The sequence below is a fragment of the Mesorhizobium sp. M0437 genome (genome assembly GCF_040321335.1).
Classification (GTDB): Bacteria; Pseudomonadota; Alphaproteobacteria; order Rhizobiales; family Rhizobiaceae; genus Mesorhizobium.
Map to the genome: position 1 here is coordinate 33,235 of NZ_JAMYRK010000040.1, position 15,419 is coordinate 48,653.

The following is a 15,419-nucleotide window of genomic DNA, read 5'->3' on the forward strand; positions in this document are numbered from 1 at the left end:
TGGGGGCCAATCTGGGAGGATTGTCATGATGTCGACGGCGCAGGAACTCCATCCGGCCCCAACGCTGGAACCGGGCAGGACCATCCTCGAACTCCGCGGGCTGGAAAAGCGCTATCCCGGCACCCATGCGCTGAAGCCGGTCGATCTCGCCTTCAAGGCCGGCGAGATCCACGCCATCGTCGGCGAGAACGGCGCCGGCAAATCCACCCTGATCAAGCTTCTGACCGGCGTCATGCCGCGCACCTCCGGCGACGTCATCTGGGAGGGCAAGCCTGCCGCATTGGCAACGCCGCATGAGGCGATGGCGCTCGGCATCAATGCCGTGCATCAGGAAGTCGTCCTGTGCCGCCATCTCACCGTCGCCGCCAACATGTTCCTCGGCGAGGAGGATTCCCGCTTCGGCATCCTGCAGCAGCGGGCGATGGTCAGGCAGGCGCAGAAGATCATCGACGATCTCGGCTTCGACCTGCCGGCCCATGTCATGCTGGGTGACCTGACCATCGGCCAGCAGCAGCTGATCGCCGCCGCCCGCGCCACAGTGCGCGGCACCACATTCCTGATCTTCGACGAGCCGACCGCCTATCTTACCCGCAAGGAGGCCGACCAGCTGTTCACGCTGATCCGCCGGCTGAAGGGCGAAGGCGTCACCATCATCTACATCAGCCATCGCATGGAAGAAGTGTTCGAGCTCGCCGACCGCGTCTCGGTGCTGCGCGACGGCACGCTGGTCGGCACCAGGGACATTGCCGAGACCAATGACGCCGAGTTGGTCAAGATGATGATCAACCGCTCGATCGAGCAGGTCTACCACAAGGAGCATTTCACCCCCGGCGCGACCATCGTCGAAACCAGGAACCTGTCCGGCAAGGGTTTCGAAAATGTCTCGATGTCCGTCCGCGCCGGCGAGATCGTCGGCCTCTACGGCCTGATCGGCGCCGGGCGCAGCGAGTTCGTCACCACGCTCTATGGCCGGCACCGCAAATCGGCCGGCCAGATCCTCTGGGAGGGCAAGGAGGTCAAGGTCAATTCCGAACATGACGCGATCAGGCTCGGCATGGCGCTGGCCCCGGAAAGCCGCCGCGACCAGGGCCTCTGCCTCAACCTGCCGGTCGGACTCAACCTCAATCTGCCGATCTACAAGCGCATCTCGAGCAATCTGCTGATCTCCCGCGCGCAGGAAAAGGCGCAAGCCGATCGCCAGATCGCCGACCTGCGCATCAAGACGCCGACGCGCGGCGCGCTGGCCTCCAGCCTGTCCGGCGGTAACCAGCAGAAGATCGTCATCGGCAAATGGCTCGCCCATGGCGCCAAGCTATTCATCTTCGACGAGCCGACTGTCGGCGTCGACGTCAGCACCAAGGCCGAGATCTACCGCCTGTTCGGCGCGCTGTTGTCCAAGGGAGCCGGCATCATCCTGATCTCGTCCTACCTGCCCGAGGTCTATGAACTCGCGGACACGCTGCACGTGTTCCGGCGCGGCAAGCTGGTGGCCACGCACGGCTTTCGTACCGCTGATCACGAGGAGATCCTCACCCAGGCGCTGGCCGAGAAACAAGAAAGACCGGGAGGGAAGATATGAGCACCGAGGCGATCGCTGCCGAAAGGCCGAAACGCAACTACAACGCCCTGTTCGGGCTGACACTGCTGGCGCTGCTGGTTCTTTTATGGATCATCCTGTCGGTGGCGACGCCGAGCTTCGCCTCCGCCAACAACATCTCCAACCTGTTGCGGCAAGGGTCGATGATCGCCATCCTGGCGGTCGGCCAGACCTTCGTCATCATCACCGGCGGCATCGACCTTTCCGTCGGCGCCGTGGTCGGCTTCGCCACCGTCATCGTCGCGATGCTGATCAACGCCGGCACACCGGTTTTCCTCGCCATCCTGATCACCTTACTGGTCGGCGTCGCCATCGGCATGTTCCATGGGTTCGGCATCGTCAAGATGGGCCTGCCGCCCTTCATCATCACCCTGGCAACGCTGACCTCGCTGCGCGGCATCGGTCTGTTGATGACCAATGGCAACTCGATCTCGATCAACAACGACGCCTTCCAGACGTTCTCGCGCAGTTCCTTCGCCGGCGTCCCCAATCTGTTCTGGATGGTGATCCTGGTCGGCATCCCAGCCTACATCTTCCTGCACCACAGCCGCTGGGGCCGCTATCTGTTCTCGGTCGGCTCCAACGCCGAGGCGTCGCGCCTGTCAGGCGTCAACGTCCAGCGCACCATCTACATGGCCTACACGCTGTCGGGGCTGTGTGCGGCCTTCGTCGGCGTGCTGCTTGCCTCGCGCATCGGCATCGGCAATCCGACGCAGGCCGAGGGCTGGGAATTGCAGGCGATCGCCTCCTCGGTGATCGGCGGCACCTCGCTGTTCGGCGCTGTCGGCTCCGTGCACGGACCGCTGCTCGGCGCCTTCATCCTTGCCACCATCAACAACGGCGCCAATCTGCTCAACGTCAACGCCTTCTGGCAGCGCATCATCACCGGCGTGCTGATCATCGTCATCGTCTATTTCGACGGGCTGCGCCGCCGCGGCAAATAGACTGCCTCCCAACAACCGCCGGCCTCGCGACAGCAGGGCCGGCGGTGCCATGAACCGACTGGATTGAAGCATGAAAGCCGTCGTCTGCCGCTCGCCCGGCGAACTTGTCCTCGAAGATCGTCCGGCGCCTGGCGCGCCCCCCGCCGGCTGGGCGCTGGTCGCCGTCAGCCATGTCGGCATCTGCGGCACCGACTATCACATCTTCGAAGGCAAGCACCCGTTCCTCGCCTATCCCCGCATCATGGGCCACGAGGTTTCTGGCACCGTGATCGAGGTTGGCGAGGACGTCGATCTCGCCGTCGGCGAAGCGGTGAACGTCAATCCCTATCTCGCCTGCGGCAAATGCATCGCCTGCCGGCAAGGCAAGCCGAATTGCTGTGTCATGATCGAGGTGCTCGGCGTCCACCGCGACGGCGCCATGTGCGAGCAGATCCTGGTGCCGGCGCAAAATCTTTATCCGGCACACGGCCTGTCGCTGGCCGATGCTGCCGCCGTCGAATTCCTGGCGATCGGCGCCCATGCCGTGCGGCGCTCGCTCGCTGATCCAGGTGCGCGCACACTGGTCATCGGTGCAGGCCCGATCGGGCTCGGCACGGCGCTGTTCGCCCGCATCGCCGGGCTAGACGTGATGCTGCTCGACATGAGTGCGGAGAGGCTGGGTTTCGCCGAAAGCGAACTCGGCTTCGCGACCCTCGACGGCTCGCGGGGCGCTGCTGCCGACCTGGTGCGGGAAGCAACCGGCGGCGACGGCTTCGACGTGGTTTTCGATGCCACCGGCAACACCCGGTCGGTGCAGTCGGCCTTCGCCCATGTCGCGCACGGCGGGGCGCTGGTCCTGGTCAGCGTCGTCAAGGACGACATCGCCTTTTCCGATCCCGAATTCCACAAGCGCGAGATGATGCTGATCGGCAGCCGCAACGCCCTGCGTGCCGATTTCGACCATGTCGCCGCCTCGATCCGCAACGGCGCGCTGCCGCTGGCAAAGCTGGTCACCCACCGCACCACGCTTGGCGAGACGCCGCACGACCTCGCCCGCTGGGCGCATGAGAAGTCCGGCCTGATCAAGGCCGTCATTCAAGTCGGATGATGCCAGGGCTGCCGCATCTCAGAGCGCCGACAATTTGAGCTCGATCCGCTCGGCCGGGAAGCGCGACTCCGAAAACTGTATCGGCTGACCGTCGGGCGTGACGTTGACGGCGACCGTCACTAGCACGATGGCGCCGGGCTGCAGCTCGAGGTCAGCAAGGTCGGCGGCATCGGCATGGCGCGCCGACAGCACGGTCGATTGCCTGAGATAGTCGTCGATGCCGAAACGTGCCAGCGATGCGGTGATCGAACCGGTTTCCGCCATGGCGGCATCGATGCCGGCAAAGCGCTTGGCATCGAACCAGCCGGCAGCGCGGGACACCGGCATTCCATCGGCTTCGCCGCGCGTTTCCAGGCGTATCACATCGGCGCCCGTCGCAAGGCCTAAGCCCTCTGCGACACGACGGTTGGCCGGCTCGACCGATGACGCGAGTAAGGTGATATGCCGCTCGGACGCCTGTCCTTGCAATCCCTCGGAAAAGCGGGTGCGAGCGCCGATCGGATAAGACAGCCGCTTGCGCGACAGCACGAAGGTGCCGCGCCCCTGCTCCGCCCTGAGCACGCCCTCCTGCACCAGCGCTGCGATAGCGCTACGCACCGTATGGCGGTTGACGCCATAGCGTCCGGCCAACGCGATCTCCGGCGGCAGCGCGGCATTCTCGGGAAAATCGCCGACGGCGATCGAATGCAGTATCTGGTCGGCGATCTGCCGCCACAGCGCGACACCGCTGCGCCGCTCGATGCGGTTGGCTTGTCCGATCATCTCCCGCCCCAATTCTTTGCGCCGATCTTTTGGCCGGTGTCACGTGCCCGTCATGGACACGCGCTAGATAACGAGTATAATTTGTATAGTTGTCTATATCAATAGACAAATTCACGCAAACGAGGAGTACGGCCATGCGAGGACGGGAAGCGCGAGAGCAGGCCGAGCGCAAGGCCGTGATGGCGACGCTGGCGCAATCGGCCGGCGAAGACATCGTCCGCCTGTGGGACGAAACCGGCCTGCCTTGCGAAGCGGAACTTCTGCGTGGCCCCGAAACCGGCCTGGTTACGGTACGCGGCCGCATCGGCGGCGGTGGTGCCCCTTTCAATGTCGGCGAGGCGACGGTCACCCGTGCCACGGTGCGGCTTGCGTCCGGCCATGTCGGCCACTGCTACGCACTTGGTCGCGACAAGCAGAAGGCAAGGCTGGCGGCGATCGCCGATGCGCTGTGGCAGGACCCGGCCCACCGCAATGAGGTCGAGATCAGGATCGTTGCGCCATTGCAGGCGGCACTGGCCAAGGCGCGTGAACAGCGCCGCGCCGAGACGGCGGCGACCAAGGTCGATTTCTTCACCATGGTGCGCGGAGAAGACTGATGGATATCGCCACTCAATCCATTGAAGGCGGCTTCGCCGATCCGGTATTCAATGCCCAGACCGTATTCCGTGCCGTGATGGACGCGATGGCGCGGCCAGGCAGTGTGCAGCCGCTGCCGGCCCTCGCCCACCCCCCGGTGCCGCTGTCGGCCACCGCCGGGGCCGTTGCGCTGGCGCTGTGCGATAACGACACGCCGCTCTGGCTCGACCACGCCTTGCAGGCTTCAGCGACGGTGAAATCCTGGCTTGGCTTTCATACCGGCGCGCCGCTGGCCAACACCCCGGCCGACGCGCATTTCGCGCTGATCGCCACGCCGGCCGAGATGATGGCGCTCGACGGGTTTTCGCAAGGCACCCAGGATTATCCCGATCGCTCCACGACGCTGATCCTCGAGGTCAGCGATCTTGTCTCCGGCGCTCCGCTGCTGCTCGAAGGCCCGGGCATCGAGAAGACGGCGACGATCGCGCCGGCGCAAATGCCGCGCCATTTCGTCGAGCAATGGAAGCAGAACAACCAGCGTTTTCCGCGTGGCGTCGACATCATCCTCGCCACGTCCGAAGCAATTGCCTGCCTGCCGCGCACGACGCGCATCAAGACGATGGAGGCATAGGATGTATGTCGCGGTAAAGGGTGGCGAAGCGGCCATTCGCAACGCCCACAAACTGCTCGCCGACCGCCGGCGCGGCGACCGCTCGGTGCCCGCACTTCGCCTCGACCAGATCGTCGAGCAGCTGGCGCTCGGCGTCGACCGGGTGATGAGCGAAGGTTCGCTCTACGACCGGGAATTGGCGGCACTCGCCATCGTCCAGGCGCGCGGCGACATGATCGAGGCGATCTTCCTGGTTCGCGCCTATCGCACGACGCTGCCGCGTTTCGGCTACACAAGGGCGATCGACACCGGCACGATGCTGGTCGAGCGACGGGTGTCGGCGACCTACAAGGACCTGCCCGGCGGCCAGCTGCTCGGCCCGACTTTCGACTACACCCACCGCCTGCTCGATCCCGAGCTCGCCGCCGGCGGCGATGTCGCCGAACCGGAGCAGCGCGCAGGCGAGGCGGAAGCCATGCCGCGCGTCTCGGCCATCCTCGCCCGCGAAGGCCTGATCGAGCCCGACGGCGACATGCCTGGGGATCATACCCTCGGCGACATCACCCGCGAGCCGCTCGAATTCCCGATGGCGCGCGACATCCGCCTGCAGGCGCTGTCGCGCGGCGACGAGGGGTTTCTGCTGGCGCTCGGCTATTCCACCCAGCGCGGCTACGCGCGCAACCATCCCTTCGTCGGCGAGGTTCGCATCGGCGAGGTCGAACTGGAACTGGACGTGCCGGAACTGCCCTTTGCCGTGCCGCTCGGCAGCATCCGCGTCACCGAATGCCAGATGGTCAACCAGTTCAAGGGCTCGGCCAAGGCGCCGCCGCAATTCACCCGCGGCTATGGCCTCGTCTTCGGCCAGAGCGAGCGCAAGGCCATGGCCATGGCGCTATGCGACCGCGCGCTGCGCGCCTCGGAGTTGGGTGAGGATGTCATCGCCGCAGCGCAGGACGAGGAGTTCGTCATCTCGCATTCCGACAATGTCCAGGCGACCGGCTTCGTCGAGCATCTGAAGCTGCCGCATTATGTCGACTTCCAGGCCGAGCTCGACCTCGTGCGCCGCATGCGCGCCGAGCATGATGCCCGCGAAAATGCCGGCAAGGCCGAAGAAAAGAGGGAGGCAGCGGAATGAGTGCACAACCAGCGGACATCGCCACCTACAACTTCGCCTATCTTGACGAGCAGACCAAGCGGATGATCCGCCGCGCCATCCTCAAGGGCATTGCCATCCCCGGCTACCAGGTGCCGTTTGCCTCGCGCGAAATGCCGATGCCCTATGGCTGGGGCACCGGCGGCGTGCAGGTCACCGCTTCGATCATTGGCCCGGACGATGTGCTCAAGGTCATCGACCAGGGCGCCGACGACACCACCAATGCGGTTTCGATCCGCGCCTTCTTCAAGAAGGTCGCCAATGTCGCCGTCACCACCGAGACGGCCAAGGCGACCATCATCCAGACGCGCCACCGCATTCCCGAATATCCGCTGAGTGCCGGCCAGGTGCTGGTCTATCAGGTGCCCATCCCCGAACCGCTGCGCTTCCTCGAACCACGCGAGACGGAGACGCGCAAGATGCATGCGCTGGAGGAATACGGTCTGATGCATGTAAAACTCTACGAAGACATCGCCAGGCATGGCCGCATCGCCACCACCTACGCCTACCCGGTCAAGGTTGAGGGCCGCTATGTGATGGATCCCTCGCCGACGCCGAAATTCGACAATCCGAAGATGCACCGTTCGCCGGCTTTGCAATTGTTCGGCGCCGGCCGCGAAAAGCGCATCTACGCGCTGCCGCCCTTCACCGATGTGGTCAGCCTCGATTTCGAGGACCATCCGTTCGAGGTGCAGACCTTCGACCAGCCCTGCGCGCTGTGCGCGGCCGAGAACGTCTATCTCGACGAGGTCATCCTCGACGACCATGGCGGCCACATGTTCGTCTGCTCCGATACCGATCATTGCGAGAGGCGGCGCGCGGAAGGCCACTGCGGCCATCTCGCGCCCGAGACCCATCTTGCCCCAGGAAAAACGGAGCCGGCGCAATGACAGACGAACCGCTGCTGCGCGTTTCGGCGCTGTCCAAATTCTACGGCTCGCGCGTCGGCTGCGAGAACGTCACATTCGACCTCTGGTCGGGCGAAGTGCTGGCGGTGGTCGGCGAATCCGGTTCCGGCAAGACGACTTTGCTCAACTGCCTGTCAACTCGACTGCTGCCCAGCTCCGGCACCGCCAGCTACCGGATGCGCGGCGGCCAGTTTCGCGAACTTTACCGCATGAGCGAGGCCGAGCGCCGCTTCCTGATGCGCACCGATTGGGGTTTTGTCCATCAGAACCCGGCCGACGGGCTGCGCATGACGGTGTCGGCCGGCGCCAATGTCGGCGAGCGGCTGATGGCGGTCGGCGACCGCCACTATGGAAAAATCCGCGCCACCGCGGTCGACTGGTTGTCGCGTGTCGAGATCGACGAAGACCGCATCGACGACGAGCCGCGCGCCTTTTCCGGAGGCATGCGCCAGCGCCTGCAGATCGCCCGCAACCTCGTCACCGGGCCGCGGCTGGTGTTCATGGACGAGCCAACCGGCGGCCTCGACGTCTCGGTGCAGGCGCGCCTGCTCGATCTGTTGCGCGGCCTGGTCACCGATCTCGGCCTGGCGGCCATCGTCGTCACCCACGACCTTGCAGTGGCACGTCTGCTGTCGCAGCGCATGATGGTGATGAAGGACGGCCGCGTCGTCGAAAGCGGCCTCACCGACCGCGTCCTCGACGATCCGCGCGCGCCTTATACCCAGTTGCTTGTCTCCTCGATTCTGCAGGTGTGACGATGATTGCTCCGGCGTACCCCCCTCTGGCCTGCCGGCCATCTCCCCCTCAAGGGGGGAGATCAGCAGCTTTTATGTCCCGCCCGTTCTGCGACACAGGAGAATGGCGAAACCGAATGCGACAGCCAATCTCCCCCCCTGAGGGGGAGATGGCCGGCAGGCCAGAGGGGGGTGTTGGCCCGCAGACGAATGACGATTGGAGAACGCTCTGATGGCAACCCCGCTCGTTGTCTCCGATGTCGCGAAGAGCTTCACCATGCATCTGCGCGACGGCATCAAACTGCCGGTGGTCGCCGGTGTCTCGTTCGCGATCAGGGCCGGCGAATGCGCCGTGCTCGGCGGCCCGTCCGGCGCCGGCAAGAGCTCGATCCTGAAAATGCTCTACGGAAATTATGCCGCCGATGAAGGCCAGATCATCGTCCAGCACGAGGGCGGGCTCATCGATCTCGCCTCGGCCAGCCCGCGCACCGTGCTTGCCGTGCGCCGGCTTACCATCGGCTATGTCAGCCAGTTCCTGCGCACCGTGCCGCGTGTCTCTGCGCTCGATGTCGTGGCCGAACCGCTGGTCGAGCGCGGCGAGGAGCGCGAGGTCGCGCACGGCAAGGCACGTGCCTTGCTGGCGCAGCTCAACCTGCCGGAAAAGCTCTGGGCGCTGCCGCCGGCGACGTTCTCCGGCGGTGAACAGCAGCGCGTCAACATCGCGCGCGGCTTCATCACCGAGCACCCGATCCTGCTGCTCGACGAGCCGACCGCTTCGCTCGACGCCAGGAACCGCGACGTGGTGATTTCCCTGATCGCCGCCAAGAAGGCGGCGGGCGTCGCTTTGCTCGGCATCTTCCACGACCACGACGTGCGTGAGGCGGTGGCCGACCGTATCATCGACGTGACCGCCTTCGCCGCCGGAAAAATTGCCGCATGACAAGGAAACTGTCGGAGGCGCCGGTGATCCACGAGACGGCGCAAGTCGAGAACTCGACGCTTGGCCGCTGGACCGAGATCACCGAGCGCTGCCGGGTTTCCGAAAGCACGCTCGGCGACTATTCCTACATGATGCAGGACTGCGGCGTCTGGTGCGCAACGATCGGCAAATTCGCCAACATCGCCGCAAGCGTGCGCATCAACGCTACCAACCATCCGACCTGGCGGCCGACGCTGCACCATTTCACCTATCGCGCCTCGGATTATTGGGACGACGCCGAGCACGAGAGCGAATTCTTCGCCAAGCGCCGCGCCAAACGCGTCACCATCGGCCACGACACCTGGCTCGGCCACGGCTCGACCATCCTGCCCGGCGTCATCGTCGGCGATGGCGCGGCGGTCGGTGCCGGTGCGGTGGTGTCGAAGGACGTCGCGCCCTACACCATCGTCGCCGGCGTACCGGCCAAGCCGATCCGCGAACGCTTCGACCGCCGCACCGCGGAACGCTACCAGGCGCTCGCCTGGTGGGACTGGGATCATGCAAGGCTGCGCGCCGCGCTCGACGATTTTCGGGAGCTGTCGGCGGAGGCGTTTCTGGAGAAATATGGCGGCTAAGGGATCGTGAATGGTGAACGGTGAATGTGAATGGGGGCAGCGGACAGGTTTCGAGACTCAGGGAAGCCGTTCTTATCACCATTCACCATTCGAGCTTCTCGCGCCGAGTTGATCCCGCCCCGCTCCAGGCTGTGGGCAGTAACAAAACTGACATCGTTCCGACACCGCAGGTTCATGCGGCTGCGCTAGCCAGGGTTAACAGACCTTCAATTGCGATTGGACTGGAGCCTGCACCATGTCAGCTACGCTCGAAATCCGCGGCGTCACCCGCCGGTTCGGCAAGAACACCGCCGTCAGCAATGTTCACATCGCGATTCCGCAGGGCCAGATGGTCGGCATCATCGGCCGTTCAGGCGCCGGCAAATCAACGCTTCTGCGCATGATCAACCGCCTCATCGATCCCAGCCAGGGATCCATCCTGTTCAACGGCGTCGAGGTCTCCGGGTTGCGCGGCTCGCCGCTCCGGCGATGGCAGCGCGACTGCGCCATGATCTTCCAGCAGTTCAATCTCGTGCCGCGCCTCGATGTGCTGACCAATGTGCTGCTCGGCCGGCTCAACCACCGCTCGACGCTGTCCAACCTATTTGGCATGTTCTCCCGCGGTGAATGCGCCGAGGCGGTTGCAGCCCTCGAGCGCCTCGACATCGCCCGCACCGCCCTGCAGCCGGCCGGCACGCTTTCCGGCGGCCAGCAGCAGCGCGTTGCGATTGCGCGCGCCATGATGCAGCAGCCGAAGGTGTTGCTGGCGGATGAGCCGATTGCCTCGCTCGATCCGCTCAACGCCAAGGTGGTGATGGATTCGCTGCAGGACATCAATTTGCGCGAGGGCATCACCGTCATCACAAATCTGCATACGCTGGATACGGCCCGCACCTACTGCAACCGCATCATCGGCATGGCCGCCGGCAAGGTCGTCTTCGACGGCTCGCCCGAAGCCCTCAACCGCGAGGCCGTGCAATGGTCTACGGCACCGACAGCAATGGCGGCGAAATCTCCGAGGCCATCACCTCCACCAGTGTCGCCATCAAACAGAAAATCGCTGCATCCGCCGGACCGCTCGAGCCCGCATTCCCGGGATATTGAGAACGGCCTGATCGCCCGCCCGCGTCAAAGGCACCTGTCAAAAAATTCTAACGCTACCGGCGCGAGGCCGGGACCAACAGGAGAGAGATAATGTTCAGGAAGATGGTTTTTGGCGCCGTTTCATTGCTCGCCATCGCGGCAAGCGCCGCTCACGCCCAGGATATCAAGGAATTCCGCATCGGCATCCTTGGCGGTGAAAACGAAGCGGACCGGCTGCGCAACTTTCAGTGCCTCGCCGATCACCTGAAGTCCGAATTCGGCTTCGAGAAGGTCTCGCTGTTCCCGGCCGCCGACTATGACGGCGTTATCCAGGGCCTGCTCGGCGGCACGCTCGATTTCGCAGAGCTTGGCGCGTCGGGCTATGCCAGCGTCTACCTCAAGGATCCGAACGCCGTGACCCCGATCCTCACCACCCAGCAGACCGACAGCGCGACCGGCTATTATTCGATCGGCCTTGCGCTGAAGTCGTCCGGCATCACCGACATCAAGTCGGCCAAGGGCAAGAAGCTCGGCTATGCCGACCCGGATTCGACCTCCGGCTACCTGATCCCGCTGACCCAGATCCCGAAGGACACCGGCGCTTCGAACGAAACCTTCTTCGCCTCGACCCAGTTCAATGGCGGCCACGAGAACAACCTTCTCGCGGTTCGCGACGGCAAGGTCGATGTTGCGGTTGACGACTCCTCGGGCATCGGCGACTTCAAGAACGGCTACACCTCCGGCACCTTCCACAAGGAAGTCGCCAAGGGCGCCGTGGACCCCAACGATTTCGTTGAAGTCTGGCGCTCCGGCTTGATCCCGAACGGCCCGCTGGTCGTGCGCACCGCACTCGGCGGCGACATGAGCGCCAAGCTCGCCAACTTCTTCACCAGCCTGCCGGCCAAGGACAAGCCTTGCTTCGAGGCCATCGAAGGCGGCGATTTCACCGGCTACGTTCCGGTGAAGCCGGACTTCTACAGCGTCATCGTCGAAGCCCGCAAAGCCGCGATCGGCGGCTGACGACAATTGCGGAAAGGGCGGCGTCCTTCAGCGCCGCCCTTTTTGCGTGTCCGCTCGTGACCCCGTATGACCTTCGCCGCTACAATTCGTTCAGACGCGGTCCGGCAGGCAGCAGACGCCTGGCGACGCCAGACGTCCTTGCGCCGGTTCTACACGGCGCTCGGCATCGGCTCACTGCTTGTCGCCATGTGCACAGCCATGTGGTTCGCCGACGAGGCCAATGCCGGACATTTCTTCGATCGGCTGCCGCACATACTGGATTTCCTTAGTTGGCTTGTTCCCAAGGACTGGAACGACGTCTGGCGGGCGCTGTTCGACATCGCATCGCCGCACGACAAGGGCAGCCAAGAGTTCAACTTCCCGCTTGGCCGCGTCTATCTCTGGGGCGGTTTTTATCTACCCGAATATTTCGAGCTGATGCTCACCACGCTTAACGTGGCGCTGGTTTCCACTTTCATCGGCTTTGTCTTTGCGGTGCCCTTTTCCTTCATCGCCGCGCGCAACTTGACGCCCAGTCCGGTGCTCAGGCTCGTCGTCAAGCGCTTCATGGAACTGCTTCGCGCCTTCCCCGAGATCGTCATTGCCGGCCTGTTCGCAGCCATCCTCTCGACCGGCCCGGTCGCAGCCATCATCGCCATCGGCCTGCATTCCATCGGCGCTCTCGGCAAGCTCTTCTACGAGATCAACGAAAACATCGACATGCGCGCCGAAGAAGGCCTGCGCGCGGTCGGCGCCAACTGGTTCGAGCGCGTGCGCTTTGCCGGCCTGCCGCAAGTGCTGCCCAATTTCATGTCCTACACGCTGCTCAGGATCGAGATCAATGTGCGTATCTCGACCATTATCGGCGCGGTCGGCGGTGGCGGCATCGGCGAGGAACTGAAGCTCTCCATCTCGCGCGGCTTCGGCGCCAAGACGCTGGCATTGGTGCTGCTGCTGTTCACGACGATCTTCCTCGTCGACCAGTTTTCCGCCTGGCTACGCCGCAAGCTCGTCGGCGAGCAGGCATTCATGATGGGTGCCTGACCATGATCCCAAAAAGTGGATTCCCGTTTTTGGAAAAGATCATGGCAAATCAACAAGAAGACTGCCCATGGCCGCAATGACCGCCGATGAGATGCGGTCGATCGAGGAGCGCTTCCCCCAAGTGTTCCGGCGGCCCTTGTACAAACGCTTCGGCCCGCTGGTCCTGTTCACCGGCATCCTGCTCTATCTCCTCTACGCCTTGTGGTTCTTCAGCCTGCCGCAAGTGCTGAGGGAATCGCACTGGGAGCGCCTGCCGCTCTTCCTGACGCAATGGATCAGCTACGATCTGCAGCCGGAATTCCGTCTCGACCAGCCTCAGATCACACCCAGATATCCGCGTTTTTCGGCGCTCGGCGAAGACCCGCATCCCGATTGGGTCATCACCAACGCCAACGGCTCCTACACCGTCCTGATCGACGGCCGGGCCAAATCGGTCACCTTCGACAAGGCCGAAGCGACGCTTGTCGCCAATGGCCAGGCGGTGCCGATGTCGTTGACCAGCGGCAAACCGGTAATATCCGGCCCGGTGCCGGAGTGGATCACCGCGCATGACGATGAGATCGTCGCCAGGATGGGCTTTGCCGGCGAGGTCCGCATAACCGTCGATCGCGTCAAGGTCCGCAAACGCTTCCTCGGCTGGGCGAATTTCGTCTTCGACACACGCTCGCCCTTCTTCGGCAAGTCGCCCGGCGAGGTGGTCTCGTTGCTGATGTCCGGACCCCAGCTCAAGCCGGGCACATCAAACATTGCGCTGGCCGCCGACAATATCTGGAACAACGCCCAATGGCAGCATGGCGACGTCTGGACGAAGCTGTTCCAGACCATCGTCATGGCGTTTCTCGGCACCTTGCTCGGCGGCATCGTTGCCTTCCCGCTCGCCTTCTTCGCCGCCCGCAACATCACCCCGAGCGGCCTGCTTAGCCAGGTGCTAAAGCGGTTCTTCGATTTCATGCGTTCGGTCGACATGCTGATCTGGGCGCTGTTCTTCACCCGCGCCTTCGGCCCGGGCCCGCTTGCCGGCAGCGCCGCGATTTTCTTCACCGAGATCGGCACGCTCGGCAAAGTCTATTCGGAGGGCCTCGAGAACATCGACGACAAGCCACGCGAGGGCATCCAGTCGACCGGCGCCAACGGCTTGCTGGTGCAGCGCTATGGCGTGCTGCCGGAAGTGATCCCGGTCTTCATCAGCCAGACACTCTATCAGTGGGAATCCAACACCAGGGGCGCGACGATCATCGGCGCCGTCGGTGCCGGTGGCATCGGCCTGAAGCTCTGGGAGGCGATGCGCACCAATTCCAACTGGGCCAATGTCTTCTACATGGTGCTCTTGGTCCTGCTCGTCGTTTTCATCTTCGACAACATTTCCAATTTCCTGCGCCGCCGCTTGAGCAGGACGATCCACGACTACAACCGGATCCAGGCCGGCCAGGGCTGACAGAGGCGTTGCGCAGGCGTGCGGTTAGGGCGCCTTCCTCCATCCATTCCTGATATGCCTGTAGCCGTCGCGGTAGACGGCTTCCGGGCCTTCGGAAAAGTCGCGCCACACCTTGGTGGCCGCGGCCAGATCCTTCAGCGAGCGGCCGAACGCCTCGATCGTCAGCCAATCGTCATAACCGCTCTTGCGGATGGCAGAGAACGTCTCTTTCCAAGGGACGTGGCCGCGGCCCGGCACGCCGCGATCGTTCTCCGAAATGTGGATATGGACGATGTTCTTGCGGTTGCGCGTATAGGCCCCGATCGGGTCAGCCTCTTCGATGTTGGCATGGAACGTGTCGTACATCGCCTTGATGTGCGGCCGGTCGATCGCGTCGATATGCGCCGACAAATCGTCCATCGTGTTGAGCAGATAGCATTCGAAGCGGTTGAGCGCCTCCAGCCCGATGGTGACACCCTTGTTGCCGGCATGGTCACCGATGACGCGCTGCGAAGCGACCGAACGTTTTTTCTCGGCCGCCGTCGGCCCGCTGCCGGAGAAGACCCCGAGTGTCGAATGGAGCGGGCCGCTCAACGTGTTCGCGCCAAGCGCCTGAGCGCAGTCGATCGTCGATTTCATGTAGTCGATACCGGCCTTGCGCGTCGAGGCATCCGGCGAGATCAAATTCATCGCCGGATCGCCCATCGCCGAGACGGCGGTGCGTTGCAGCCCGATACGGTCGAGCAGCTCGCCGAGTTTCCTGTAGTTGTCCGGCGTGCCGGAGAAGACCGGTATCTCGACGCCGTCGAAGCCGGTCGCCTTGATGTCCCTCAACAACGGCTCGTGTTTTTTTGAGACACTGGTCGTCCACAACAACATGCACATGCCGATTTTCATCGACGCCCCTCCCCTTTTTACGGCCGGGCTTGCTCCTCCGGCGACTTCGCCACAAGCCCCCTCATCCGGCCGCTTCGT

Annotated in this window: 15 protein-coding genes and 1 pseudogene; 14 read left to right on the forward strand and 2 right to left on the reverse strand. The window is 63.9% G+C overall.

What is annotated here, in order from left to right:
• The first annotated feature begins 25 nt into the window (after positions 1-25).
• From NKI72_RS22650 to NKI72_RS22660, 3 genes are all read left to right on the forward strand, one after another.
• A complete protein-coding gene (locus tag NKI72_RS22650; RefSeq protein WP_352834319.1) occupies positions 26-1,579 on the forward strand; it encodes a sugar ABC transporter ATP-binding protein in 1,554 nt (517 codons plus the stop codon).
• A complete protein-coding gene (locus NKI72_RS22655; RefSeq protein WP_352448376.1) occupies positions 1,576-2,541 on the forward strand; it encodes an ABC transporter permease in 966 nt (321 codons plus the stop codon). The genes NKI72_RS22650 and NKI72_RS22655 overlap by 4 nt, the downstream gene beginning before the upstream one ends.
• A 70-nt stretch (positions 2,542-2,611) precedes the next feature.
• Positions 2,612-3,628, forward strand: coding sequence for a zinc-binding alcohol dehydrogenase family protein (locus tag NKI72_RS22660; protein ID WP_352834317.1), 1,017 nt, complete (start codon positions 2,612-2,614; stop codon positions 3,626-3,628).
• Between the two features lie 18 nt (positions 3,629-3,646).
• Here NKI72_RS22660 and phnF read toward each other — a convergent pair whose 3' ends face one another.
• Positions 3,647-4,390, reverse strand: coding sequence for a phosphonate metabolism transcriptional regulator PhnF (gene phnF / locus NKI72_RS22665; RefSeq protein ID WP_352834316.1), 744 nt, complete (start codon positions 4,388-4,390; stop codon positions 3,647-3,649).
• 134 nt (positions 4,391-4,524) lie between these two features.
• Here phnF and phnG point away from each other — a divergent pair, with 134 nt between their 5' ends.
• The 11 genes and pseudogenes from phnG to phnE (NKI72_RS22720) all read left to right on the forward strand — a co-directional run bounded on the left by phnG (position 4,525) and on the right by phnE (NKI72_RS22720) (position 14,465).
• Complete coding sequence (gene phnG / locus NKI72_RS22670) at positions 4,525-4,986, forward strand: phosphonate C-P lyase system protein PhnG (RefSeq protein WP_352539446.1); 462 nt, start codon at positions 4,525-4,527, stop codon at positions 4,984-4,986.
• The gene (phnH, locus tag NKI72_RS22675; protein ID WP_352502612.1) at positions 4,986-5,597 is read left to right on the forward strand and encodes a phosphonate C-P lyase system protein PhnH; all 612 of its coding nucleotides are present in this window, start codon (positions 4,986-4,988) and stop codon (positions 5,595-5,597) included. The genes phnG and phnH overlap by 1 nt, the downstream gene beginning before the upstream one ends.
• A 1-nt stretch (position 5,598) precedes the next feature.
• Positions 5,599-6,711, forward strand: coding sequence for a carbon-phosphorus lyase complex subunit (locus NKI72_RS22680; protein WP_352818401.1), 1,113 nt, complete (start codon positions 5,599-5,601; stop codon positions 6,709-6,711).
• Positions 6,708-7,619, forward strand: coding sequence for an alpha-D-ribose 1-methylphosphonate 5-phosphate C-P-lyase PhnJ (locus tag NKI72_RS22685; protein WP_352834312.1), 912 nt, complete (start codon positions 6,708-6,710; stop codon positions 7,617-7,619). Before NKI72_RS22680 ends, NKI72_RS22685 begins: the two co-directional genes overlap by 4 nt.
• The gene (phnK, locus tag NKI72_RS22690; protein ID WP_352818408.1) at positions 7,616-8,392 is read left to right on the forward strand and encodes a phosphonate C-P lyase system protein PhnK; all 777 of its coding nucleotides are present in this window, start codon (positions 7,616-7,618) and stop codon (positions 8,390-8,392) included. Before NKI72_RS22685 ends, phnK begins: the two co-directional genes overlap by 4 nt.
• 211 nt (positions 8,393-8,603) lie before the next feature.
• Positions 8,604-9,311: a phosphonate C-P lyase system protein PhnL gene (phnL, locus tag NKI72_RS22695; protein WP_352539450.1), complete on the forward strand. Its 708-nt coding sequence runs from the start codon at positions 8,604-8,606 to the stop codon at positions 9,309-9,311.
• The gene (locus NKI72_RS22700) at positions 9,308-9,925 is read left to right on the forward strand and encodes a DapH/DapD/GlmU-related protein (protein WP_352823326.1); all 618 of its coding nucleotides are present in this window, start codon (positions 9,308-9,310) and stop codon (positions 9,923-9,925) included. Before phnL ends, NKI72_RS22700 begins: the two co-directional genes overlap by 4 nt.
• Positions 9,926-10,160: 235 nt before the next feature.
• Positions 10,161-11,008 (forward strand): annotated as a pseudogene (phnC, locus tag NKI72_RS22705) (phosphonate ABC transporter ATP-binding protein).
• Between the two features lie 90 nt (positions 11,009-11,098).
• A complete protein-coding gene (phnD, locus tag NKI72_RS22710) occupies positions 11,099-12,007 on the forward strand; it encodes a phosphonate ABC transporter substrate-binding protein (RefSeq protein ID WP_352834308.1) in 909 nt (302 codons plus the stop codon).
• Between the two features lie 66 nt (positions 12,008-12,073).
• Entirely contained in the window at positions 12,074-13,030 is a 957-nt protein-coding gene (phnE, locus tag NKI72_RS22715) for a phosphonate ABC transporter, permease protein PhnE (RefSeq protein WP_023675195.1), read from the forward strand.
• A 67-nt stretch (positions 13,031-13,097) separates the two neighbouring features.
• Positions 13,098-14,465: a phosphonate ABC transporter, permease protein PhnE gene (gene phnE / locus NKI72_RS22720; protein ID WP_352613131.1), complete on the forward strand. Its 1,368-nt coding sequence runs from the start codon at positions 13,098-13,100 to the stop codon at positions 14,463-14,465.
• A 24-nt stretch (positions 14,466-14,489) separates the two neighbouring features.
• On the opposite strand, the gene NKI72_RS22725 is transcribed toward phnE (NKI72_RS22720), so the two are convergent.
• Entirely contained in the window at positions 14,490-15,341 is an 852-nt protein-coding gene (locus tag NKI72_RS22725) for a sugar phosphate isomerase/epimerase family protein (protein WP_352823333.1), read from the reverse strand.
• Positions 15,342-15,419: the final 78 nt, after the last annotated feature.